The sequence below is a fragment of the Parafilimonas terrae genome (assembly GCF_900115755.1).
Lineage (GTDB): Bacteria > Bacteroidota > Bacteroidia > Chitinophagales > Chitinophagaceae > Parafilimonas > Parafilimonas terrae.
This window is the reverse complement of sequence record NZ_FOXQ01000001.1, coordinates 19,052-43,111: the sequence shown is the minus strand read 5'-3', so window position 1 is coordinate 43,111 and position 24,060 is coordinate 19,052. Positions and strand designations below refer to the sequence as shown.

Sequence of the window (24,060 nt, the reverse complement as noted above, 5' to 3'; positions counted from 1 at the left end):
TTAATAAAAAGGTACGATTACCGGGTTTTAGGGTATGTTTTTAGAGAAAAAAGGTATAAAAGATCAATAAAAAGGTATAAAGAATGAATTACCCGGTCTCCAACAAGGGATTTATGGCAGGATAATTCAGCCTAAGAAGCCGGTAGAGGTCATTTCCCGGTAATCAATCCCGGAAAATCAGGCATACATAAAAAATAAAGAGAGGTTGAATGTTCAACCTCTCTTTATTTTTTATGTATTAAGTAAGAAACTTATTATTCTTCGGTGCCTTTCTGCACATCAGCCTCGCCTTCCACCGGAGCTGCAGGGGTTTCTTCAACCACAGTTGCTTCTTCTACTGCAGGTGTTTCAGCTTTTGCTTCAGCGGCAGCTTCAGCCTTGGGCGCAGCAGATTTTTTAGCGCGGCCACGGCGTGTTTTCTTGCCTGCTTCAGCAGCAGTATCGGCAGTTTTACCATAAACTTCGTTGAAATCAACCAGTTCTATCAGGGCCAGTTCAGCATTATCACCTGTACGGGTGCCTAATTTAATAATGCGGGTATAACCACCGGGGCGGCTTGCCACTTTAGGGCCAACTACTGTAAATAATTCCTTTACAGCATGCTTATCTTTCAAATAGCTGAACACTACGCGGTGCTGGTGCATAATTCGCTCCTTGCTTTCACCTTTGCGTGTTTTGGTAATCAGCGGTTCCACATAAACCCTTAAAGATTTAGCTTTTGCCAGTGTGGTTACAATGCGTTTATTAACGATTAACTGGCTGCCAAGGTTGGCCAGCAACGCATCCCTGTGTGCCTTTGTGCGGCTTAAGTTTTTAATTTTATCTCCGTGACGCATGACGTTTTGTTTTTAGCCTTACACCGTGTCAAGGAATTGCAAGGCTGTTATGAAAAAGCTATCAGCTACCAGCCAACAGCTATTAGCTTTTAATTGATGTCGTCTAAACCTAATTTAGACAAATCCATTCCAAAGTGCAGGCCTCTTTCGCCGAGCACCTGTTCTATTTCGCTTAAAGATTTCTGGCCGAAGTTGCGGAACTTCATCAAATCTTCCTGTTCGTACTGTACCAGTTCGCTTAAGCTGTTGATTTTTGCAGCTTTTAAGCAGTTGAAAGCGCGTACGGAAAGGTCTAAATCTTCCAGCGGCGTTTTCAGCACTTTGCGCAATTGCAGCATTTGTTCATCCACCACATCTTCTTTACGATCTTCTTTGTTATCGAAAGTGATGTTTTCGTCGGTGATAATCATTAAATGCTGGATTAAAATACGGGAAGCCTGTTTTACGGCTTCTTCCGGGTTGATGGTGCCATCGGTAGAAACATCAAGCAACAGTTTTTCATAGTCTGTCCTTTGTTCTACGCGGTAGTTTTCAACTGCGTATTTTACATTCTTTATAGGCGTGTGAATAGAATCGATTGGAATATAGCCAAGCGGAAGGTCTTTTGCACGGTTTTCTTCAGCAGGCACATAACCGCGGCCTTTTGAAATAGTGAATTCCACGTCCAGTTTTGCGCTCTGGTCCATTGTGCAGATCACAAGGTCAGGGTTCATTACCTGGAAGCTCTGCAGGCCATCGTTCAGCATGCCCGCGGTAAATTCAGCTTTATTCTTTACGCTTAAAACAATTTTTTCAGTTGCTACATCGTGTTCCACTGTTTTCTTAAACCTAACCTGCTTCAGGTTAAGGATAATTTCAGTTACATCTTCTGTAACGCCTTTAATGGTAGCAAACTCATGGTCAACGCCTTCAATTTTAATGCTGGTGATGGCGTAGCCTTCAAGGCTGCTTAATAATACCCTGCGCAAAGCGTTACCGATGGTTAAACCGTAACCCTGCTCCAGCGGGCGAAATTCGAAAGAACCTTCAAAATCAGTTACTTTCTGTAATATAATTTTATCCGGTTTCTGGAAGTTTAAAATGGCCATTTTATATTCCTTTGTTTTTTGTTTTTATTTTTTATGTTACCGGCTTTTGGGCTTTGTGGCATCGCCGGTTGTGTCATCTATCCCGATTTTAATCGTGGACTCCCTTGTACGTTCCGAACCCCGGGCGGCAAAGCTGAAAGCTCATAGCTCAGGGCTGATAGTTTATTTGCTGTACAATTCCACTATCAGTTGCTCCTTAATATTTTCAGGAACGCTTTCCCTTTCAGGCCACGTAATGAAAACACCTTGTTTTTCAGTTTCATTCCAGTCAAGCCAGTTAAACTTGGGGTTTTTACCGCGAACCTGGCTGGTGATAGAGCTGTTGTCGTTGCTTTTTGGTTTCAACGCAATTTTATCGCCGGGTTTAAGCTGGTAAGAAGGAATGTTTACAATAACGCCGTTTACAGTAACATGTTTATGAGAAACAAGCTGGCGTGCCGCCGGCCTTGAAGGGGCGATGCCTAAACGGAATACCGTATTATCTAAACGGGCTTCCAGCAGCTTAATGAGGTTTTCACCTGTTACGCCTTTAATGCGGGAAGCTTCATCAAATGTTTTGCGGAACTGGCGCTCTAAAACGCCGTAAGTGTATTTAGCTTTTTGTTTTTCCTTAAGCTGAATAGCGTATTCGCCTAAAGTTTTGCGTTTGCGGCTGGCGCCGTGCTGGCCGGGAGGGTTGCTGTTTTTATTTAACCACTTGCCATTGCCTAAGATAGGTTCACCGAAAATACGGCTGATCTTTGTTTTAGGTCCGTTGTAACGTGCCATAATTATATGCTTGATTTTTTAGTGACGATGCAGCATCATTAAAAATCTTAAAATAAATGCTGCACCCGGTTATTGAAATATACGATTTACAATTTTAGATTTACGATTTAAAAAAAACTCAACCTGGCTTAAAATCGTAAGTCGTAAATCAGAAATCGTAATTAATTTATACTCTTCTTTTCTTGGGAGGACGGCAACCGTTGTGCGGTAAAGGCGTAACGTCTTTTATCATAGAAACCTCAATACCGCTTGTTGCCAAAGCGCGAATAGCGCCTTCACGGCCGGCCCCGGGGCCTTTTACATATACATCCACTCTTCTCAAACCTGCGTCCACAGCTACTTTTGCTGCATCCTGTGCGGCCATTTGTGCTGCATAAGGTGTGTTCTTTTTAGAACCGCGGAAACCCATTTTACCGGCAGATGACCAGCTTATAACCTGGCCCTGCTTATTGGTTAAAGACACAATAAGATTATTAAAAGTAGCATTGATGTGTGCATCGCCGTAAGCATCTACTTTTACTATTCTCTTTTTTGCTGCGGCTTTTCCGCCTGCCTGTGATTTTGCTGCTTTTGCCATTTTTTATATTATCTGAAAGGTAATCAACCGGAAAAGCTCCGGCCGTTTATTTAATTAATTATTTCTTAGGCGCCTTCTTTTTACCGGCAACTGTTTTACGCTTGCCTTTCCTGGTGCGGCTGTTTGTGCGGGTGCGCTGGCCACGAACCGGCAATCCTTTACGATGGCGAAGGCCACGGTAGCAGGCAATATCCAAAAGACGCTTAATGTTCATTTGAACTTCACTGCGCAGTGCACCTTCCACTTTAACTTCATTGGTAATAATAGAACGGATCTGGTTAAGATCATCATCATCCCAATCATTTACTTTCTTATCGTAATTAATATTTGCTTTATCCAAAATGTAGCGGGCTGTGGAACGGCCAATCCCGTAGATATAGGTTAAACCTATTTCGCCTCTTTTATTTTTTGGTAAATCAACCCCGGCAATACGAGCCATAATTTCTGTTTATTGTTTTTATTACTTTTTACTTGTGTAGCTTCTGGGCTGTGGCATTTTGGCTCACGGCTCATGGCTTCTTCTCCTATCCCTGGCGCTGCTTATAGCGGGGATTCTTCTTGTTTATAATGTACAGTTTGCCTTTCCTGCGAACGATTTTGCAATCTGCACTGCGTTTTTTTACTGAAGCTCTTACTTTCATTTTATTTAGCTTTCAGCCGTCAGCATTCAGCTGTCAGCTCGTTTATAACTTATTTATACCTGAGAATAATTCTTCCTCTTGAAAGGTCGTAAGGACTCATTTCCACCTTCACTTTATCGCCGGGAAGAATCCTTATGTAATGCATGCGCATTTTTCCCGAAATTGTGGCCAATATTTCATGGCCATTTTCCAATTTAACTCTGAACATAGCGTTACTTAATGCTTCTATTATAGCGCCGTCTTGTTGAATTAATGATTGTTTGGACATAAATTTGGGAGCGCAAAGATATAGGAATACAATTAATTGAGAAAATTTTTGAAAATTTTCAAACCTAAAAGAGTAGTTAAATAATGACTATTTACAGATTTCTACAAAATTATATCTGGAAGCCGGTTTATAAGCTTAACGGCAGCACAATTTCCCACTGATTTGGGCTTCTTCTTTCAAAATCGTTATTCAAAAGCCTGCTGTAGCGCAGCCCGAAACTTACAAACTGCTGGTTCCACCATTTGGTGTCGAAGAAAATTTCAGCGCCGGTGGAGGCAAAATTAAAACGGTTGCCCGTTCTTAAACTCTTGGTTTGTGTGAAATCATAAAACAGGTTGCCGCGGATTCTTAAACAGTAGGCAATGTTGCCAAAACCCCAATCGGGATATGCCAATGGAAAATTATAATTAAAACCAGCTTTATACATTCTTGGATAGTCCGGCACGGAATAACCTCTTGAAAAAGGGAAATTGTTATCATAATAATATTTGCCCGAAGTATCCCGCTGCTGCCAGGCAAGGTTAACAATTATACTATGGTTTTTGCCCAGCCCCGGGAAATACAGATAACCACTTGCCAATAATTGATTTGCCGTGCTGCCGGTTCTGAATTGTAAGGTTATTGATTGCCCAAACCGGGGATTAATATGCTGAACCGCCTGTTGTATGTACTGGCTGTAATTCAAACGTAGCTGCGTGTAACCAAAGCCTGCATTCTTAAAATAATTTTTTGCAAAGCCCGTCCATTGTGTGCTGACATAGTTATAGCTGGCCGAAGTGGTTAAGTTCCGGTACAGGCTTCCACCGGTTAAATTGAGTGGCAATTGCAGCCCGCCGCTTAATTTGGTTTCGTTCCAATGAAGAACGGTGTCGGCATTTAACCGGGCCGTTCTGTTCCATGTTTGGTTTATATTAATAAAGGGCTGCAAGTACCAGCCTCCGTAAATGCCCGTGTAGCCAGCACGGCTGAATTGTTCATCACGGTTATAAGTATAATATAACTGGCTTTGAACTGTGTTTAAAACATTCTGCCCGTATAATATGAAAGAATAATCGGGATCGCTGATATATGGATTATAGCTATGGAAATTAAAAAAGCCGGAGATTTTGGAATAAGGTTTTGAAGTAAAATTTCTTTCTCCAACATTATTCAATAATTGATTGGATGGTTTTTGAAATGGGCCGGATACGTATAAATTTTTTAAGGTATCATTTTCATTTGTTGATTCCCATTGAGGTGTTGCTTCGGCCAGCCTGTAGCCATTTGCAGTAAATGCAGCAGTAATGATTTTATTATTTAGCAAGCTGGCCTGGTATAAACCTGTAGCGGCAGAAGCAAGGCGGTAATTCTTATTTGCTGAACTGGTGTATGCCCAAATTTCATCCCTGCCGTTATTGGAACAACTATATAATAAGGTATCCCCTTGTACAACGGGAAACCCAACAATCCTGTTATTATAAGATAAAATTACTTCACGGTCTTTACCAGTAACAGCCTGCTTTATGATACCCATTTTGCCATCAGCCTTCCTATCGCACACATATATATATTTATCGTTGGCAGAAAATTTGGGATGGGAAAAAACATTGCCCTGGTCATTAACAATGGTACGCTTTACATTTCCGCCTGTATCAAGCAGCACAAGCTTTGAACTTCCATCTGTTGCCTGTTCAATGGCGATGATCATGCTTCCGTTATGCGAAATATCCGGAGAGAAATATCTTGAACGCGAAGTGAGCTTTCGTTCTTTTTTTGTGTTGATATCAATCAATCTTATTTCACTGTACTCCCGGTTGCCCCACCGTGCATGGGGTTTAAACGAAGCGTAGGCAATTATACCATTATTATAACTGAAGTAATCATTGGTAGTAATATCTTCTACGGCAATTTTTTCCATAATGCCATCAGCCCGCCTTATTATAAACTGCGGAATGTGGTTATAGCTTTTTTGCAATGTAATAACCGAACCATCATTTGTTATATAAGGATATTGATTGTCGGTTACATTATTTTTTTCAGTTGAATCAATAAACGTAAGATTTGAGTAAGATTGCCCTTTCCATTGTTCCTGGTAATATTTAAATGCCTGCTTCACAAAATCATTAAAAGTTATGCCGGCATGTTTTTTCACTGCATGCTGCATAGGATAAAAAAGGCTGTTGAATGAAGCTGCATCGTGCGTTACATTTTTCCAGAAATCATTGCCATATTTTTCCCTTCCATAAGCAACCAGCATATAACCCAAAGGATAATGACCCGGTATAAAATTGCGGTAGGAGCCATTGCGCAATTTCATGTAGCTGTAATGTTTGTTTTCAATGCACAGGCTTTTGTAACCGTTTAAAAATAATGGAAGCCTGCCACGGCCCTGTTCACTAAGCAAAGTTTCATTATATACGGCGTCTCCCTCAAAAAACCAGTCGGGCACAGCAGCGGCGTTTGCCAGAGCCTGTCCGTTTTGCCCGAATAAAATATGCATTACATGCGAAAGGCCAACATTAAAATTGTTGTATTGTTCCACATGCCTGTATTCATGTATGCTTAAAAGATCGCTCCAGCTTACTGCGCTTAATTCAAATGCATTTTGTTCAGGCGTAAGAAAAAATTCGCTGCGCCGGGGGCCTAATGCAACAAACCCGTTTGAGAAAACGGTTTGATTGTGCAATACAATATTTACTTTCCTGTTGAGGCTTCCTATTGTGCTTGCAAAATGCAACTGTTCATTTGAAGTAACGGTTGCAACACGTTTAGCAATACTATCCCAGCCGTCAGGAAAAATAATTCTTACGGTATCATTATTTATTTGTTTCCATTTTACTAAAGCGGGTTCGCCGCCAAACTCCTGGGCATGTGCAAATGAAAATATCAGCAGCAATAAAATAAATAGTGTATAGCGCATGATAAACAAAAATAACCCGCTATACATTATTTATTTAAGCGTAATTTACGGGAACCATCAGCTCAGAAGAAAAAGCTGTGCATAATGTTCATTGATAAAAGTATCCTGCCTGGCAAGCTTTTTTTCTTCATAAGATTTTCCGGTAACCGGCTTGCTTGATTGTTGATTAGGCGATTTCAGATTTGAATACATTTGGCTTTTCAGATTTGCGTTAAACGGATTTTTGCTGGTGTTTTTGTTTAAGTTAAGTTGCATAATAAAACAATTTTAAGATTAACAAAGAGGTTTTATATAGTCGCTTTTTTCTTAAAAACGGGAACAAGATGCAAATAATTCTGCAAATGAAAAACGGGGAAAATACCCCTTATTTACAGAAAATGCCTGTTTCCATGAGCTTTAATGGTAATATTTCTATTTTTACGGCAATGAAGAAGGAGATTTTTTGTGATTGATATAATTAATTTATTACCTGACAATATTGCTAATCAAATTGCCGCCGGTGAAGTAATTCAGCGCCCTGCAAGTGCAGTAAAGGAATTGCTTGAAAATGCAGTGGACGCTGGTGCAACTTCCATAGAAATGCATTTAGCCGATGCCGGAAAAACGCTGATACAGGTTATTGATAATGGCAAGGGCATGAGTGAAACCGATGCCCGCATGTGTTTTGAACGCCATGCCACCAGTAAAATAAAAAATATTGATGACCTCTTTCATATCCGCACAATGGGTTTCAGGGGAGAGGCCCTCGCATCCATTGCAGCGGTGGCCCAGGTGGAAATAAAAACAAGAAGGGCAGAAGATGAACTAGGCACTTTTATTGAAATTGATAATAGTGTTGTAAGAAAGCAGGAAGCCTGCGCCTGCGCAGTGGGCACCAATATTTGCATGAAGAACCTTTTCTTCAGCGTGCCGGCAAGGCGCAATTTTTTAAAAAGCAACGCCTCGGAGATGCGACATATAGTGGATGAATTTATTCATGTGGCGCTTGCATTTCCCAACATATTTTTTTCGCTTACCAGCAATGGCCAGCAGGTTTTTCATTTGGAAGCCGGCAATTATAAACAACGTTTTTTGCAGTTGCTCGGTAATCAATATTCCACTAAGCTGGTTGCTGTAAAAGAAACTACTGATTATTTAAATATTAATGGTTTTGTTGGCAAGCCTGAAGCTGCCAAAAAAACAAGGGGCGATCAATATTTCTTTGTGAACAACCGCTTTATTAAAAGCGCTTATTTAAATCATGCGGTAATAACTGCTTTTGATGCGTTGCTTCCGAAAGATAGCTTCCCGGTGTATGCTTTATATATAGACCTCGATCCTTCGCAGGTTGATATAAACGTGCACCCCACCAAGCAGGAAATAAAATTTGAAGATGAAAAAATAGTATATGCATTTGTGCAGGCTGCTATAAAACATGCACTGGCGCAATTCAGCATTTCGCCTTCACTCGATTTTAGTTTGAATGCAGATATTATGCAGGCTGAAGCTGTTACACAACCTTTCACGCAGGAGAAACAGCAAACAGTTACAGCATCTGAACTGTATAAAAAATTTTCACAAAAAAACCAGGCCCATTTGATAGAGCCGGGCGAAAAAAATGCTTTGAAGCATTGGCAGGATTTTTATACGGAAAGCAATTTTACGCAGGAACAACCACTTGCTGCCGCCGTTGCTTTAAATCTAAACAACCCTGAGTTGCCCGTTGTAAACAGCCAGTTACTTAATACTTATATTGTGGGTTCCTTAAAAGATGGCTTTATGCTTATTCATCAGCAGCATGCCCATGAAAGGATTTTGTTTGAACGATATGCAGCCATCATACAAACCAGGCAACCCGTTACCCAGCAAACACTATTTCCTGTTACGCTTGAATTATCGCCACAGGATGCCACTTTGCTAACCGAATTATTAAATGATCTTGAATTATTGGGTTATAAAATTGAAGCGTTTGGAAAGAACAGTTTTATTATCCAGGGCACGCCTGCCGATATTTTGCATGGCAATGAAAAACATTCCGTTGAACTGCTGCTTGAACAATTCAAACATTTTAGCAGCGAATTAAAATTCAGCAGGCGGGAGAAGCTGGTTCATTGTATGGCAAGACAACAGGCAATAAAAGCAGGAAGGGCGCTAAGCATAAAAGAAATGGAAACCCTGGTTGAAGAACTGTTTAAATGCAACACGCCTTCAGTTACGCCAAACGGCAATCCTGTTTTTGCAGAGTTTAATGATGAGCAACTGCTAAAGATGTTTGGTAAGTAAGAATTATCCAGGCGCCATATATAGCCAGTATAAAATTTTTATTATATGTAAAATATTTGCTTAGTTTAGCACACGTTTAATTCTCATTTAATATTCTGCAAACAGTAAATAATAAAACCATGAAGACTAATGCTATTACGTTTTTTCTTGTGATCCATGTTTGCTTTTTAACCTAACGGCTTTTTGTCAGTAAATAATAACACCAATAACCTTCCTAATAATTTTTTAATTATCCATTCATTTAAATCACACACCATGAAACTAAACATGTTTCTTTCCGCAGCCGCTTTAAGCCTGCTGCTTTTTTCGTGCAAAAAAGAAAGCCAGCCATCCAATTCTGCCAATGGCATTCCTGAAGAAGTTCTGAACCAGATAAGGGCTCAGGGTTTTAGCTCCGATAATGTTATTAAAAGCGACGGCGGTTACATTGTTGAAAACGATATTTTTCTTTCCAGCGAACAATTAAGTGCAACGCCAAACATTGGCCCTGATATTCGTGTTGGCGAAGAAGAACAATACCGCACAACCAACTTAATAAAGAAACTTCCCCGTACTATTAAGGTCTCTATGAATTATCCTAACAATGTAGCGCTTTTTACAGCGGCCACAGATTCTGCCATTGCAAGGTATAATGCTTTAAACCTGCGTATAAAGTTTCAAAGAGTTAGCGGCGTTGGCGATATAGATATTATTGGTAAAGACCTTGGCGGCGGCGGCGTACTGGGCCAGTCATCAGGCTTTCCCAACAAAGCTGGTAACCCTGCTTCACCCATTACCTTAAATTCACGCCAGGGCACTTTTACAAACAATACAGATGTGCAATGGCTTGCTACCGTTATAGCGCATGAAATGGGGCACACAATTGGTTTCAGGCACACAGATTACAAAAACCGCAGGTATAGTTGCGGCTTCACTTTTCCCTGGAATGAAGGTAAAGCAGGGGTTGGCGCTGTTTATATTCCCGGCACGGAAAAAACACCAAAAGACCCGGGAAGCTGGATGCTCGCCTGTACAGACGGCACAAACAGGCCATTTAATCCTAATGATGTAATTGCATTAAATTATCTCTATAAATAAGAAGATAAAAAGCATTATAGTTTTAACCACTGTGGATAAACGCAGTGGTTTTTTTATTATTAAACTAACATAAAGGGTAAAAGTTTATCAGACACAGATGCACAGACTTTAATGCTGATCTTTTTATTTGTGCATCTGTGGCTAAACAAAAATAAATACAGAACTCTGCTTAAGTTTTTAACCAATTCAAACAGCGCCTTAATCTATTACAATCTTCGTTTTAAAAACTGGATGGTTTTTGTCATCATAAATAACGGCCAGGTAAATTCCTTTTGCAAAATTGGATGTGATTACACGTTGCCGCTGCTGCGCTATTTTCTGCTGCAATAATTTCCTGCCCATCACATCGTATAATACAATTGTATAAGAAGAAATATTTTGAGATAAAATATAAAAGCCCTGCTTTGCTGCTGCAGGGTTTGGATATATAATGTATGGGGTATTATTTAAAAAATTAACCGAAGCTTCATTGCTTGTAATTGTACTGCCATTATCAAGCGTTATAACAGCCCTGTAAAGATTTATTCCCTGCTGCATTGGCGAAACATAATTTACCGTAAGCGTGTTGATAGATTCAATTGTTTTTATACCTGTCCAAACGCCTGCAACCAGTTGCTGAAAGACTGCATTTTTTATATTGAATGTGGTTCCTAAATATAATTTCAGGGAAGCATTATCTCCATCCGGGTCGGCGAGGAAATTGCTTATGTAACAACCAACACCCTGTGCCGAATAATCAAACGTATAGCTTTTAATGCCGGTATGATTATTTAAAACAGGAGCAACGGCAATAAATTCAGAAGGTGCATTTTTTACTACATAAAAAGTGTCGTTTGTGGTGGCTATTGGCTGCAGGTATTTATCACCAAGACTGAAGATTGTATATGCATCTATGCCTTTTTGTTTATCCCAGGAAATTAAGGCCGAATCACCGCAACTGAAACCAACAACAGGATAAGGTTGCGTGCTTATATCAAAAGTATCGCTGTAAAATATTTTATTATTAATGGTGATGCGTGCCAGTGCAACAACATTTGTATCCGGCGCCGTCCATTCAAAATATTTTTTTGCAAGATTGATATTACTGCTGATAGTGTGCCATGAGTTGCCTTTATCGATACTGTATTCAAGCTTACCTTTTGCTGATGTGAATGTTGAACTCCACCTGAAAATATTTTTACCCTCAGGCATAAAATGACTGTTACTGACAGGTGAGATAAAAGTGAAATTATTTTCAGCATAAAAAGTATAGGCAATATAAAATAATTGCGGGCCGGCCGGGATATTATGGCCTTTTACATGAATAATATAATTGCCTTCAGCCGGTTTGGAAACGGTTATTTGCTCCACGTTATTCAAACTATCCCTGCCTCTTATGGCATTACTTAATAAAGCGGTTTTATCGGCATTTATATTTAAAACCCATGGCTTGTAAACAATACCGTTATTTATATTTTCAAGCGAAAGATCAAGATCGTTTACCAGGGCTTTAAAGGCATTGGCCGTATTGGTTGCGTCATTCCAAACCAGCGTGATCTTTAGATTATGAATATTTGCAGGAATATGGATTGTAAAACTTTTCATTTCATCCTGGCGAATATTATCTGAAAAAAATTTATTGTCCAATGCATCTGTAACAGCGTTGTTCACATTCACATTGCCAAAGCCTGAATAAAAATCGGGGCCTGCATTATAAACATCATCAGCACTATTTATAATAATAGATTTTGTGAGCGCATTTGGCGGCAATGAATCATGATGAACAGATTGATAGGCCGACTGCACCGCAAGCACAGCGCCGGATGTAATTGCCGCTGCACCCGAACTGCCATCATTGCCATAAGCAACAAGCTCCGGTTTTATGCGGCCATCATAAGCCGGCCCTTTCGAGCTTAAGGATGCAACCCTGTAAAATGAATCAACCGAACCAACGGTAAGAATATTTTTTGCCTGTTTAAAACTGCCGGTAAGATTGGAGAAGCCTTCTATGTTTTTATAGTTTCCATCTTCCGGTGTACCTGTTCCCGAATTCCCTGCTGAAAAAATATATAACAAATACGGATTATCAATGGCGCTTTGATCATAAGCTGCTGCATCTGCGCCATAAAAATTTTCAATGCCCACACCATAGGAATTATTTTGTACAGAAATATTGTGTTCATTAAAATAACTGTCATCATCGGGCAGAAGATTGGTAAAATCAGAGGAAGCAACGGATGATGCCCATGCAATGCCTTTGGCTGATTCAAAACTGTTGCCGCCACCCGCAATTAAAGTTGCCATGGTTGTGGCATGGCTTGATGTGGTATCGGCTTCCAGGCCTGATTGTATAAACCTGTTCTTAAAATCAATATCTGTTGTGTCAAACAGATTTTCTTTCACAGAGGCAGTTAAGCCATTTCCATTAATTAAAGGATATTGACTGAAAAAAAGATTGATAGCATTTTCACTGTTATCATAATCATTGATTACTGTTTCAGGTTTTGGCTGTTGTGGTTTTATATCCGCAGATATAACATAATCCAGGTTGATTAAAGTGTCAGCAACAAATGAAGCGCTGGTCTTTATAATAAATATGTTTTTATAAGAAGATTGTATCGGTTTGTTATACGAAAGCATATCGCTTTTAAACTGAATACTGTCTGTTACTTCAACAATACATTTATATAATTTGGAAGTTGTAAGCTTTGATAAACCTGCAGGCGAAGACAGCTTGAATTTATTATTGGCCCGCAATAATTCCAATACATGAAACTGCTTAAAGCCAACATCAGTATTTTTTACAACAAACCATTGTGTATTTACCTGGCGCAGTATTTTTTGTTGAAACTTATTCTTAAAGTTCTCTGCATCATCTTTATTTAACTTGATAAGAAAAGCCGTGTAACTGTTTTTTAAACCAGGCTTTTCTGCTTGTAGCGAATAAGCCGCCTTTATTGCTTCATCATTGTTTTGCGATAAAATTTTTTGCTGAAGCAGGCTGAATATTAACAGGAGCGGTATAAGCTTTATAATGCTTTTTCTTTTTTTTCTGCAAAATGCCATTCAGCCGGTTTTCAAAAATTGAAAAATGCAATTTATGCTGAGAAAATAAAATATCGCATGTAATTTTTAGTACACAATTTTTTCAATTGAAACAGGATTAGAAAATTCAGAAAATTGCCTGCATAAATTTGTTTGCCATATAAATAATGTAAGGCCGTATTAACTGCTTTGAAGTATAATTAGGAATTTAAGTTCCTGTTCCAAACGGCTTTATTCAATACTATAAAAAACGGCGGTGATTGAGTATTGAATGCATTTATTATTGCTATATTTATCGCTATGAAAAAAGTTATGCTTCTGCTTTTGCCTGCCTGTTTTTTATTGCTTTCATTGAATGCACAACAATCTTCGCCTGACAGTTTATTGCCGGTTCGCGGTTTTTGCATAGCTGCACCAGCACCAAAAGATGTTGACCGTTTTATTAAGTTCATTAACGAAGAACTGGCAACACGCAAAGTAAATACATTGATCCTGCGCATTGATTACGATTATCAATATAAATCGCATCCTGAACTCGCAGACAGTAATGGCCTGTCAAAAAAGGATATTGATAAACTGGTGGCTGCCTGCCGTAAACATAACATTGATCTCATTCCGCAGGTAAACCTTTTGGGTCATCAGTCCTGGGCAAATAAAACGGGAAAGCTGCTTGCCGTTTATCCGGAGTTTGATGAAACGCCAAATGTGAAAATGCCTGAGCAATATAAATGGCCGAATGCCGATAATCTTTATTGCAAAAGTTATTGCCCTTTGCACCCTGGAGTGCATAAGATTGTGTTTGATATTGTAGATGAAATATGTGATGCTTTCCAGGCAACATCTTTTCATGCAGGTATGGACGAGGTTTTTTATTTAGGTGACAAGCAATGCCCGCGCTGCGGCGGCAGGGATAAAGCAGAGTTGTTTGCAAATGAAGTGCGTTTGATAAATGACCACCTCGCTCAAAAGAACCGTCGTTTATGGATTTGGGGCGACCGCCTGATTGATGGTAAAACCACCGGCATAGGAGGGTGGGAAGCGAGCTATAATAATACTTACAGGGCAGTAGATATGATACCGAAAGATGTTGTTATCTGCGACTGGCATTATGAGCGTGCAGATAAAACACCGGTTTATTTTGCCATGAAAGGATTGAATGTGATTACCTGCCCCTGGAACCGGCCTGCTGTTGCGGTGCAGCAAACCAACGATATGATCAACTTCAGGAAAACTGCAACAAAAGAAATGCAGCCGCATTTTTATGGCATGATGCAAACAGTGTGGAATAGTGCCGCCAGCTTTTTGGATGGCTTTTATAATAAAACACCGGGCCGCGATGGCAGCAATAATACCGACTGGAAATGTTTTGTTGATATGTATAACATAATAGATAGTTTATAATTAACTAACTTTTATCAGCCAGTCAATTAATCAACATATTTTCTTATGTGGTTGCCATGAGGAATGGCTGCTTTGTAATGTAAATTAATTTGATAAGTTGAATGGTTAATAGGTAGAATAGTTAACAGGCTTTATGCATGATTTGTAAGCAGCATCGAGTAATTGACTGGACGAAAAAACCTTACTTTGAAACAGTGTTTAATGAAACAGCGCAACTGCTGTCGTCAATTACCGAAAAAAGTAAATGCTGATATCCAACACAGAGAAATAATGGTGTTGCCAAACGAATAAAAATTTGGGTGCATTGACAGGCGATGGTGTTAATGGTGTACCGCTTTAAAAGATAGGCGGCCTTGAGTGAATCGTGAGTTGTAAGTTAAAAGCAGAAGCCATACTTTACTTAGAACTGACAACTCACCATTCGCTATATAAACTTCATATTACTGTTAATGCAACAGCGGCTTATTTCTTTATCTTCTTCCTGTACACAAATTCAATCAGCGTTGAAATTTTTCCAAACGGTGTATCGTCCGGTGAGAAAATTGTAGAAAGTACCTGCGCCGCAATTGAAGTGGCGCTTTCCCAGAATTTGCCATGAAGGCCGGAAAAATAAGTCTGCAAATTTTTAACAGTAGTGAGCAAGTCCGGCGTTTCAATATCCTGTGAAAGCTTAAAGCCATCACTTACTTTATTTAAACCTTCAGCTAATTTCTGCTTTGATATATTGGGAAATTTTTTCTGAATAAGCTCAAATAATTCATCCGGCGTAGCCTCTAAATTCTGGCTTATTACATTTATAATGCCTGAGCCATCAAGCAATGCATCCTGTACGGTAGGTTCTAATTTTTTCCATGCTTTTTCTGCAGCATTGAATAAATCGGTAAAGATGTGAAGGAAATCAAAGAATGCCATAGTGGTGTTTTTTTATTGTTAGCAATAAGATGGTTATTTGGACGGTGAATCCTTTCTAAAAGTAAACATAAAACAGGATTATTTGAATATTTTAGTTGACCAGGTTCAACAGTTGATTGCCTGGCATAGGAAGAATTCGGAATTGGGAAAAACGCTTATGAAAATCCTGCAAGCTTTTGAATAAAATAAAGCTGGAATAAGCCCGTATAATAAGCCTGCTTATTATAAATTCACAATACATTTAGCATGGGAATTTGGCCTGCAATTAATGTCATCTATAAATTATTTACTATGATGAACAGAAAATTTGTCTTACTGGTTTTTGTTTTACTAACCTCTTCATTGCATGCACAGCAAAAGACTTATTGCAACCCTGTTAATATAGATTACGGTTTTACGCCTATTCCCAATTTTTCTGAGCAGGGCAGGCACCGGGCAACAGCCGATCCGGTTATTGTTTTATATAAGGATAAATATTTTTTGTTCTCTACCAATCAATGGGGTTATTGGTGGAGTAATGATATGCTCAACTGGAAATTTATTCCGCGAAAATTTTTAAAGCCCGATGCGAATGTATATGATGAATTATGTGCACCTGCTGTGGTTGTATTGCATGATACCATGATTGTTATTGGTTCTACCTATACACAGGCTTTTACTTTATGGATGAGCACCAATCCAACTGTTGATGACTGGAAGCCATTGGTTGATTCATTCAAAGCAGGCGCCTGGGACCCTGGGTTTTTGGCAGATAATGATGGCAAATTGTACATCTATTTTGGCTCAAGTAATACCTATCCAACTTACGGGCAGGAAATTGACAGGAAAACATTTCAGCCCATTGGCGAGCGAAAAGAATTATTGCATTTGAACGATAGTATTCATGGCTGGGAACGTTTTGGCGAATATCATGATAATACTTTTTTGAAACCTTTCATTGAAGGCTCATGGATGACGAAATATCATAACAAATATTATTTGCAATATGGAGCGCCGGGCACAGAATTCAGCGGTTATGGCGATGGCGTGTATGTTGGAGATAAACCTCTTGGGCCATTCACTTATCAGCCGCATAATCCTTTTTCATTTAAGCCCGGCGGTTTTGCAACAGGTGCAGGCCACGGCGCAACCTACCAGGATGTGTATGGAAACTGGTGGCACGTAAGCACTATGATTGTAAATGTGAAAAACAATTTTGAGCGCCGTATTGGTATATGGCCTGCCGGTTTTGATAAAGATGACGTGCTGTATTGCAATACGGCTTTTGGTGATTACCCAACTTATTTGCCATCATATAAAAATGAGGATCATATTAAAGGAAATTTTACCGGCTGGATGTTATTAAACTACAACAAGCCTGTTACCGTTTCATCCACTTTTGGAAATTATGAGCCGAATAATGCAGTGGATGAAAGCATTAAAACTTACTGGTGTGCTAAAACAGCCGGTAAAGGCGAATGGATTCAATCTGATTTGGGAAACATTGACACGGTAAAAGCCATCCAGGTAAATTATGCCGACCAGGATGCAGATATACTGGGCAAAAGCACAACCATTTATCATCAGTATAAATTATATGCATCATTGGATGGCAAAACATGGAATATTTTGGTTGATAAAAGCAATAATAAAACCGATGTGCCGCATGAATATGTTGAACTTCCCACACCGGCATTGGCCCGTTATATAAAACTTGAAAACATTCACATGGCCGATGGCAAATTTGCCATCAGCGGGTTGCGTGTATTTGGAAACGGCAGCGGCGCAAAACCTGATACCGTTAAACATTTTGTTGTATTGCGTGGTGATAGTGAAAAAAGAAACAGCTGGCTTAAATGGCAGTTAAGCAATGATGCTTATGCATATAACATTTATACGGGCATTGCGCCCGATAAATTATACACCAGTATTATGGTGTACAATACCAACGAATATTATTTTTCGGCCATGGAAAAAGATAAGCCTTATTATTTCCAGATTGAAGCTATTAATGAAAACGGGGTGAGTGCGAGAACACAGGTAATTAAAGTAGAATAATGTTGCCATACATAACAATTTAAATTTCATTTAAGGGCTATTTATCTATCTTTAAGAAAAACCTGTTTATGCAACAAGATTTATTAGGCACCGATGAATTACCTGTAATTCCGCCAACCAGCGATGAAAAAACAATGGCATTACTGGCGCATATATTAACCTTTATTTTTCCTATACTCGGGCCATTGGTAATATACCTTGTCAAAAAAAATGAATCGTCGTTCGTTGCTTATCATGCAAAAGAATCGCTCAACTTCCAGATATCATTATTCATTATCTGCTTCATACTCTTCATTACAATAGTTGGTATATTGCTGCTGTGGATTGTTGGCCTGGTCGGTGCTGTGCTGGTTATTGTAGCTACCATCCGCGCCAGCGAAGGCAAACTCTACAAATATCCTTTTTGCATAAGGCTTATAAAGTAAGGTGAACGAATATTGCAGTTGTTGGTGAAAATTCATTCTACGACAACCTTCGTCAAATCTTTGTTAAATGGATTTCCATTGTGAACTGACTTTTAAACAGGTTTGTTATTTTGCTATCAGAAAGGCATATTTATTGAGAGCCCTTACATGTAATAATTTAAAAATTTACTGAAAATGAAATTAAAGAACGTTTTCCTGGTAATTGCAATCAGCGTAGCCACTTCCTTATTAAGCATTTGGGGTTATGGCAAATGGATGAGCAGCCATGCTGTTACGATACAGAACGATGGAAAAATACCGGTAAACTATGCCGGCTTTTTTGATAAGAATACACCTGCCGGTATTCCCGATTTTACTGATGCGGCCACATCTGCCACTCCTGCAGTAGTTCATATAAAAACAAAGATTAAAGGCAAAACCGTTTCTTCAAGAAGCAGGAGCCCGTTTGGGGATATGTTTGGCGATGATGATCCGTTCTTCCAGTTTTTTGGTGGCCCGCGTTCTTATTCCACACCCGATCAGCAGGCAAGCGGCAGCGGCGTTATTATGACCAAAGATGGTTACATTATTACTAACAACCATGTGGTAAACGGAGCCAGTGAAATAAATGTAACACTCAGCAACCGCAAATCTTACAAGGCAACTATAATAGGCACCGATCCTAATACAGACCTTGCCGTAATTAAAATTGATGCTGACAATTTGCCCTTCATGTTAATGGGCAACAGCGATGATGTAAAGCTTGGCCAATGGGTGATGGCCGTTGGCTACCCGCTTAATCTTGATGTAACGGTAACAGCCGGCATCATCAGTGCAAAAGCAAGAAGCATCGGCATTAATAAAAGCGACCGTGCTATTGAATCTTTTATTCAAACAGATGCTGCGGTAAACCCCGGCAACAGCGGCGGCGCTTTAATTAATACAACCGGCGAATTAATCGGTATAAATTCCGCCATTGCTTCACCTACAGGCTCTTATGCTGGTTATTCTTATGCAATACCCGTAAACATTGTAAAAAAGGCAGTGAATGACCTTATTAAATTTGGTGCGGTTCAAAGGGCTTATATCGGTATAAATTATATTCCCGACAATGCTTCTGACGAACAGAAGAAAGCAATGGGTGTTAAAGAAGGGCCCGGCATTTATGTTACCGGCGTTGCAACAGACGGCGCAGCCAAAGCTGCCGGCGTTCAGAAAGGAGACTTTATTACCAAACTGAATGATGTAAGCGTACATTCAGGATCTGAACTGCAGGAACAAATAGCCCGCTACAAACCCGGTGATAAAATAAATCTGACTTATGTAAGAAGTGGCAAGGAAAATACTATTTCCCTCACCTTAAAGAATAAATCCGGCAATTATGAAGTTGTAAAAAATAACGCATCTTCAGCTTTTGATGCTCTTGGTGGCACACTGGTAAACGTTGATAAAGAAACCGCTAAAAAGAATGATATTTCCGGCGGTGTTCAGGTGCAAAAAATAGGCAGTGGGTTACTGAAAAACACACGCATACAGGAAGGGTTTATTATAACAAGTGTTGATGGGCAGGATGTAAATTCTGTTGATGACCTTAAAAATGTTTTAGGTAATTCCAGCGGTACCATCAGGCTTGAAGGTATTTATCCGGGTTATGATGGAACCTATGGTTATCCGTTAACGCTTGGTGGCTCCGATAATGATGATTATGAAAGCAATCCTTAGTTGCATAAGTTTATATCGAATAAAAAAACCGCTGTTAAGCGGTTTTTTTATTGTTATTAATAGATAAAAAATATCTTAGAGGCTTTGGCGGTTTGTTGCTAAAAACTAATCTGCTTATTTTATATGGATTTGAATTTAAAAGATAAAACCATTATTGTTTCAGGAACAGCCGGCAACTTAGATGAACATTTAATAAGTATGCTGGCGGCAGAAGGAGCAGTTCCCGTAGCAATCAATGCCAGTGAAACGGGCAATTTAAAAATTACCGAAACAGCTATCCCTACCGGCGGTAAATACCTGCATGTTGCCGCAACGCTTTCAAACCCTGAAGCCTGCAAGGCAGCAATTGAAAAAATACTTAAATATACAGGCGGCATTTTCGGATTAGTGAACAGTGTGGATGATAATAACGGCATTACGCTTGAAACAGGCAGCCATGAACAATTTATGACTTTGCTTCATAGCAATTTTATACCTCATTACCTGCTTGTGCAGCATGCACTGCCCGCGTTAAAAATTTCGAGAGGCGCTATTGTAAATATCATTTCAAATGATGCAAAAAACAAAGCCGGTAATAACGCTCACGCGGCGGTTAATGACGGAGTGAAAGCACTAACACGTGAATGGGCTGTGGAATTATTAAAATACAATATTCGTGTAAATGCTGTACTGGCCCGCAATAATCAGAACGAAGAAATTGCTAACACGATAGCCTTTTTATTATCTGAAAAATCAAGCCATACAACGGGGCAGATTATCAATTGCAGTTAACTGTTCAAAACTTTTGTTATGGCATACTGTAAGCTTTCACCGCGCTTCCATTAATGCCAAATATCAAAGTATTATTGATAATGGCAGCACTGCGCACATCGCCCCGAATATCAAAGCCAGAAACATATTGCGGCACATACTCAAAATTTCCTTTACCATCGTTGTGAAGCAATGCACCATAATTGGCGTCGAATTTTCCAAACCGCAGCCTTGCATGATTTATATTGCCGCAAAGCAAAATATCTTCATTACCGTCTTTATCATAATCAAAAGCCGTAATAGTAAATACCGGCGAATACTGCGCCTGTAAAGGCAGTTCTTTTTCCTTGAATTTTCCATCAGCACTGCCTTCAAATAATACCGTTTTTAAACAATTCAGTTTTAAATGACCAGCATTTCTGAGTTCACTTTTTGTAAAAAGATCACTGATAGTTGCATCGGCATAGCTTTTATAATCTGTGAATTTTTTCTGCATATCAGGAATTTGTGCTATCAGTTCATCCCTCGACATGTAAGGATAAGTTTTGCCTTGTACATAGAAACAAAGTATGGGGTCCATTGTGCCGTTACCATCAAAATCTTTATAATAAAGTTCAGCCGGTTCATCCTCTGTTGCCTTGCATTGACTGTTTAAACCCTGATTAGCAATTAAAATATCCTGTTTGCCATCTTTATTAAAATCACCAACAAGCAGTTTATTCCACAAACCACTATACTCCTTTTCAAAATAATCTTTCGTTTTATTTACAAGTTTGCCGTTATCATTTATAAAAACCGTTACAGGCATCCATTCCCCAACTACAATAAGATCGTTCTTTCTGTCATTATTAATGTCAGTCCATACTGCATCTGTTATCATTCCCGCTTTTTGAAGCGAAGGCGCAAGTGAAGCCGTTTCATCTTTAAAGTGCCCTTTCCCGTCATTGATGAGCAAATAGCTCGTAGGTGTTTCAGGGTAGTTGCCCGGCACCGCCCTGCCGCCTGCAAATACATCGGGATGGCCGTCGCCATTCACATCTGCTATGCGCACACAACTTTTGCTTACACGCATTTCAGGCAGGGCGCCAGGCGCTTTTATAAAATTGCCTTTGCCATCATTCATATATAACCTATCGGTCAGCAAAATATCGTCCGGCAAAAAATTGTTATAGCCGCCGCTGGCCACATACAGATCAGTAAACCCGTCTCCGTTGGCATCAAAAAAAGCAGCGTCCGCATCGGTACTTTGTTTATCTGCATCAAAAGCAGGTTGCGATGTTTTATTAAAGATTCCGCTTTTTTGCTGAAGGAATATAGCGCCAGGCTGGCCATTTCCGCCACCAATATAAATATCTTCAAGGCCATCATTATTTATATCAGCTTTTGCCATGCAGGGGCCGGAAAAAGAAAGCGGATTTGTTAGTAAAGGCTGACGTTTAAAATCATTAATATCAGGTGTTGCATCGGTATAATTAATGGGAGATTTTATTTCGATAAATAAAGCTTTAGCCGGTGTTTCAGGATGATAGATATCTTTTGCATCTTTTTCATTTAATATTAGTGTTTGATTGGATTTGACACCTGTCAGCACCTGTTGTTTACCGCTTTGCCACACTATACGCAATGAATCAACAATATTATCTTCTCCCAAACCAAAGTGCAAAAGAGTTGAAACGCTTGACTGGTATCCACGTGATGGTTGTTGCTCTATATATTGCTTTTTGCCTTTGCGCCAGGCTGTAAGCTTTGCGCCAATACCCGCAGTATTTTTATTTTCCCCGTTGAGTTTTACAGTGAGATAATGATTGTTAGAATTATTACTTTCTGTATTGCTGTAAATAAAGGCAGGCAGGTTTATATTGTTTACAATAAGATCAAGATCGCCATCATTATCAAGGTCTGCATAAACAGCGCCGGTGCTGTTAGATGGTATGTTTATGCCCCATGCTTTGCTAACATTTGAGAAAACAAGCCCGTTATTTTTAAAGAGGTAATTTTCAATATTGGATGCAGGCATTTTTTCAATCATATTCAAAAGATCTTCCCTGTTTAACCTTGTATTGGACTGTTCCACCTGGTTGAGATAGGTGATAAAATCCAGGTCTGTATAATCACGCAGATAACCGTTTGTAACAAACAAATCTTTCCATCCGTCGTTATCAAAGTCTGCAAACAGCGGCGTCCAGCTCCAGTCAGTATTAGATATGCCTGCAATTTGTCCTGCTTCACTAAAAGTATTATTACCATTATTTACCTGGAGCATATTGCGCATATACTGGTAATAAAAGCCGGATTGTAGAAGCACATCAAATTTTTCATAATTATCCGGCATAAACAAAGTTTTCTGCCGGTGATTTTCTTCCGGCAGCATATCAAGCGTAATAATATCGGGCAGGCAATCATTATTAACATCTGCAACATCATTCCCCATGGAGAAATTAGAAATATGCCCCATGAAGTTTTGAATTTCGTTGCTGAATGTTCCGTTTTTATTGTTGATATATAAGAAATCAGGAACGCCATAATCGTTGGAAATATACATGTCGGGCCATCCATCGCCGTTAATATCAGCAATGCCGGCGCCCAGGCCATAACTTAATGCGCTGCTGTTAAGTTTCGCTGCAAGCGTGGCATCTGTAAAATGATTATTATCATTTTTATACAGTTTCAATCCTATGGCATCATTTGGCTGGTTTAATAATAATGCTGTTTGTTCGGGGTTTAGTACAGGCAGGTTTTTAGGATTGTGATGCAATAACAGCATATCAAGATCGCCATCGCGGTCATAATCAAAAAAGAAAGCCTGCGTGCTGAAACCTGTATCAGCCAGGCCGTATTTGGCGGCTTGCTCGGTAAAATGCGGAATGCCTGCAGCATCATTTCCATCATTTATAAAAAGCTCATCTGTTCTTTTCGCGCTGGGCAACATTCCTGAATGGCAGGCATAGATATCGAGCCTTCCATCACCGTTTATATCAACCATGCACACACCTGTTTTCCAAGGGCCGGGCCTGCCTGCAACAGCAGCATTAGCCGTAATATCCTGGAATTGCATATTGCCTTTATTTAAATACAACCTGTTATCAACCACATTGCCTGAAAAATAAATATCATCCAGTCCGTCGCCATTAATATCTCCCACTGCAACACCACCGCCATTATAGTAATATTCATACATGAGCACGTTCATGTTGAGCGTCTCTTCAATCTGGTTGTTGAAATTTACTTGCGTTTTCTCAGCGGGCAATAATTCAAATAATGGCTTTCCATTTATTGAAGCAGCTTCTGTGTTGTCGTTTTGTGTATTGTATGAACAGCTTTGTAAAATAAAAACAGCCAGTACGGTAAGCAGGAAAATAAACAAATAGCGCATGAAAAAAATTAGGATGGAAAG

19 protein-coding genes are annotated in these 24,060 nt (G+C 39.5%); 7 read left to right on the top strand and 12 right to left on the bottom strand.

What is annotated here, in order from left to right:
* Positions 1 to 254: 254 nt before the first annotated feature.
* The 9 genes from rplQ to BM015_RS21950 all read right to left on the bottom strand — a co-directional run bounded on the left by rplQ (position 255) and on the right by BM015_RS21950 (position 7,269).
* On the bottom strand, positions 255 to 836 hold the full coding sequence (rplQ, locus tag BM015_RS22025) for a 50S ribosomal protein L17 (RefSeq protein WP_090653397.1): 582 nt from the start codon (positions 834 to 836) through the stop codon (positions 255 to 257).
* Between the two features lie 89 nt (positions 837 to 925).
* Positions 926 to 1,924, bottom strand: coding sequence for a DNA-directed RNA polymerase subunit alpha (locus tag BM015_RS00155; protein ID WP_090653396.1), 999 nt, complete (start codon positions 1,922 to 1,924; stop codon positions 926 to 928).
* 162 nt (positions 1,925 to 2,086) lie between these two features.
* Entirely contained in the window at positions 2,087 to 2,692 is a 606-nt protein-coding gene (rpsD, locus tag BM015_RS00150) for a 30S ribosomal protein S4 (protein ID WP_090653395.1), read from the bottom strand.
* A gap of 166 nt (positions 2,693 to 2,858) precedes the next feature.
* On the bottom strand, positions 2,859 to 3,269 hold the full coding sequence (gene rpsK / locus BM015_RS00145; RefSeq protein WP_090653394.1) for a 30S ribosomal protein S11: 411 nt from the start codon (positions 3,267 to 3,269) through the stop codon (positions 2,859 to 2,861).
* 58 nt (positions 3,270 to 3,327) lie between these two features.
* On the bottom strand, positions 3,328 to 3,708 hold the full coding sequence (rpsM, locus tag BM015_RS00140) for a 30S ribosomal protein S13 (protein ID WP_090653393.1): 381 nt from the start codon (positions 3,706 to 3,708) through the stop codon (positions 3,328 to 3,330).
* 85 nt (positions 3,709 to 3,793) lie between these two features.
* Positions 3,794 to 3,910 carry a type B 50S ribosomal protein L36 gene (gene ykgO, locus BM015_RS00135; protein ID WP_076380126.1) on the bottom strand — a complete coding sequence of 39 codons (117 nt, stop codon included), beginning with the start codon at positions 3,908 to 3,910 and terminating at the stop codon, positions 3,794 to 3,796.
* A gap of 49 nt (positions 3,911 to 3,959) precedes the next feature.
* Positions 3,960 to 4,178: a translation initiation factor IF-1 gene (gene infA, locus BM015_RS00130; RefSeq protein WP_090653392.1), complete on the bottom strand. Its 219-nt coding sequence runs from the start codon at positions 4,176 to 4,178 to the stop codon at positions 3,960 to 3,962.
* Positions 4,179 to 4,305: 127 nt separating this feature from the next.
* On the bottom strand, positions 4,306 to 7,077 hold the full coding sequence (locus BM015_RS00125) for a TolB family protein (protein WP_090653391.1): 2,772 nt from the start codon (positions 7,075 to 7,077) through the stop codon (positions 4,306 to 4,308).
* A gap of 57 nt (positions 7,078 to 7,134) precedes the next feature.
* Positions 7,135 to 7,269, bottom strand: a complete 135-nt coding sequence (locus BM015_RS21950; RefSeq protein WP_262497224.1) for a hypothetical protein — start codon at positions 7,267 to 7,269, stop codon at positions 7,135 to 7,137.
* 252 nt (positions 7,270 to 7,521) lie between these two features.
* Here BM015_RS21950 and mutL point away from each other — a divergent pair, with 252 nt between their 5' ends.
* Positions 7,522 to 9,339 (top strand): DNA mismatch repair endonuclease MutL, encoded by a 1,818-nt coding sequence (gene mutL, locus BM015_RS00115; protein ID WP_090653389.1) that lies wholly within the window; start codon positions 7,522 to 7,524, stop codon positions 9,337 to 9,339.
* Between the two features lie 255 nt (positions 9,340 to 9,594).
* A complete protein-coding gene (locus BM015_RS00110) occupies positions 9,595 to 10,416 on the top strand; it encodes a M57 family metalloprotease (protein ID WP_090655067.1) in 822 nt (273 codons plus the stop codon).
* A gap of 198 nt (positions 10,417 to 10,614) precedes the next feature.
* Here the strand turns inward: BM015_RS00110 and BM015_RS00105 are convergent, their stop codons facing one another.
* Entirely contained in the window at positions 10,615 to 13,461 is a 2,847-nt protein-coding gene (locus BM015_RS00105) for a S8 family peptidase (protein ID WP_090653388.1), read from the bottom strand.
* Positions 13,462 to 13,740: 279 nt separating this feature from the next.
* Between BM015_RS00105 and BM015_RS00100 the strand changes: the two genes are divergently transcribed.
* Positions 13,741 to 14,841 carry a family 20 glycosylhydrolase gene (locus BM015_RS00100; protein ID WP_090653387.1) on the top strand — a complete coding sequence of 367 codons (1,101 nt, stop codon included), beginning with the start codon at positions 13,741 to 13,743 and terminating at the stop codon, positions 14,839 to 14,841.
* Between the two features lie 462 nt (positions 14,842 to 15,303).
* On the opposite strand, the gene BM015_RS00095 is transcribed toward BM015_RS00100, so the two are convergent.
* On the bottom strand, positions 15,304 to 15,753 hold the full coding sequence (locus BM015_RS00095; protein ID WP_090653386.1) for a hypothetical protein: 450 nt from the start codon (positions 15,751 to 15,753) through the stop codon (positions 15,304 to 15,306).
* Positions 15,754 to 16,044: 291 nt separating this feature from the next.
* Here BM015_RS00095 and BM015_RS00090 point away from each other — a divergent pair, with 291 nt between their 5' ends.
* The 4 genes from BM015_RS00090 to BM015_RS00075 all read left to right on the top strand — a co-directional run bounded on the left by BM015_RS00090 (position 16,045) and on the right by BM015_RS00075 (position 20,687).
* Positions 16,045 to 17,790 carry a discoidin domain-containing protein gene (locus BM015_RS00090; RefSeq protein WP_245751153.1) on the top strand — a complete coding sequence of 582 codons (1,746 nt, stop codon included), beginning with the start codon at positions 16,045 to 16,047 and terminating at the stop codon, positions 17,788 to 17,790.
* Between the two features lie 68 nt (positions 17,791 to 17,858).
* Positions 17,859 to 18,215: a DUF4870 domain-containing protein gene (locus BM015_RS00085; RefSeq protein ID WP_090653385.1), complete on the top strand. Its 357-nt coding sequence runs from the start codon at positions 17,859 to 17,861 to the stop codon at positions 18,213 to 18,215.
* Positions 18,216 to 18,389: 174 nt separating this feature from the next.
* On the top strand, positions 18,390 to 19,916 hold the full coding sequence (locus BM015_RS00080; protein ID WP_090653384.1) for a Do family serine endopeptidase: 1,527 nt from the start codon (positions 18,390 to 18,392) through the stop codon (positions 19,914 to 19,916).
* 123 nt (positions 19,917 to 20,039) lie between these two features.
* Complete coding sequence (locus BM015_RS00075) at positions 20,040 to 20,687, top strand: SDR family oxidoreductase (RefSeq protein ID WP_090653383.1); 648 nt, start codon at positions 20,040 to 20,042, stop codon at positions 20,685 to 20,687.
* A gap of 16 nt (positions 20,688 to 20,703) precedes the next feature.
* Here the strand turns inward: BM015_RS00075 and BM015_RS00070 are convergent, their stop codons facing one another.
* Positions 20,704 to 24,039, bottom strand: a complete 3,336-nt coding sequence (locus tag BM015_RS00070; protein ID WP_090653382.1) for a VCBS repeat-containing protein — start codon at positions 24,037 to 24,039, stop codon at positions 20,704 to 20,706.
* Positions 24,040 to 24,060 lie beyond the last annotated feature (21 nt).

What these genes read in the sequence shown, in the direction of transcription:
- rplQ (WP_090653397.1), bottom strand. Translation starts at nt 836, where the DNA reads ATGCGTCACGGAGATAAAATTAAAAACTTAAGCCGCACAAAGGCACAC.
- BM015_RS00155 (WP_090653396.1), bottom strand. Translation starts at nt 1,924, where the DNA reads ATGGCCATTTTAAACTTCCAGAAACCGGATAAAATTATATTACAGAAA.
- rpsD (WP_090653395.1), bottom strand. Translation starts at nt 2,692, where the DNA reads ATGGCACGTTACAACGGACCTAAAACAAAGATCAGCCGTATTTTCGGT.
- rpsK (WP_090653394.1), bottom strand. Translation starts at nt 3,269, where the DNA reads ATGGCAAAAGCAGCAAAATCACAGGCAGGCGGAAAAGCCGCAGCAAAA.
- rpsM (WP_090653393.1), bottom strand. Translation starts at nt 3,708, where the DNA reads ATGGCTCGTATTGCCGGGGTTGATTTACCAAAAAATAAAAGAGGCGAA.
- ykgO (WP_076380126.1), bottom strand. Translation starts at nt 3,910, where the DNA reads ATGAAAGTAAGAGCTTCAGTAAAAAAACGCAGTGCAGATTGCAAAATC.
- infA (WP_090653392.1), bottom strand. Translation starts at nt 4,178, where the DNA reads ATGTCCAAACAATCATTAATTCAACAAGACGGCGCTATAATAGAAGCA.
- BM015_RS00125 (WP_090653391.1), bottom strand. Translation starts at nt 7,077, where the DNA reads ATGCGCTATACACTATTTATTTTATTGCTGCTGATATTTTCATTTGCA.
- BM015_RS21950 (WP_262497224.1), bottom strand. Translation starts at nt 7,269, where the DNA reads ATGTATTCAAATCTGAAATCGCCTAATCAACAATCAAGCAAGCCGGTT.
- BM015_RS00110 (WP_090655067.1), top strand. Translation starts at nt 9,595, where the DNA reads ATGAAACTAAACATGTTTCTTTCCGCAGCCGCTTTAAGCCTGCTGCTT.
- BM015_RS00105 (WP_090653388.1), bottom strand. Translation starts at nt 13,461, where the DNA reads ATGGCATTTTGCAGAAAAAAAAGAAAAAGCATTATAAAGCTTATACCG.
- BM015_RS00100 (WP_090653387.1), top strand. Translation starts at nt 13,741, where the DNA reads ATGAAAAAAGTTATGCTTCTGCTTTTGCCTGCCTGTTTTTTATTGCTT.
- BM015_RS00095 (WP_090653386.1), bottom strand. Translation starts at nt 15,753, where the DNA reads ATGGCATTCTTTGATTTCCTTCACATCTTTACCGATTTATTCAATGCT.
- BM015_RS00090 (WP_245751153.1), top strand. Translation starts at nt 16,045, where the DNA reads ATGATGAACAGAAAATTTGTCTTACTGGTTTTTGTTTTACTAACCTCT.
- BM015_RS00085 (WP_090653385.1), top strand. Translation starts at nt 17,859, where the DNA reads ATGCAACAAGATTTATTAGGCACCGATGAATTACCTGTAATTCCGCCA.
- BM015_RS00080 (WP_090653384.1), top strand. Translation starts at nt 18,390, where the DNA reads ATGAAATTAAAGAACGTTTTCCTGGTAATTGCAATCAGCGTAGCCACT.
- BM015_RS00075 (WP_090653383.1), top strand. Translation starts at nt 20,040, where the DNA reads ATGGATTTGAATTTAAAAGATAAAACCATTATTGTTTCAGGAACAGCC.
- BM015_RS00070 (WP_090653382.1), bottom strand. Translation starts at nt 24,039, where the DNA reads ATGCGCTATTTGTTTATTTTCCTGCTTACCGTACTGGCTGTTTTTATT.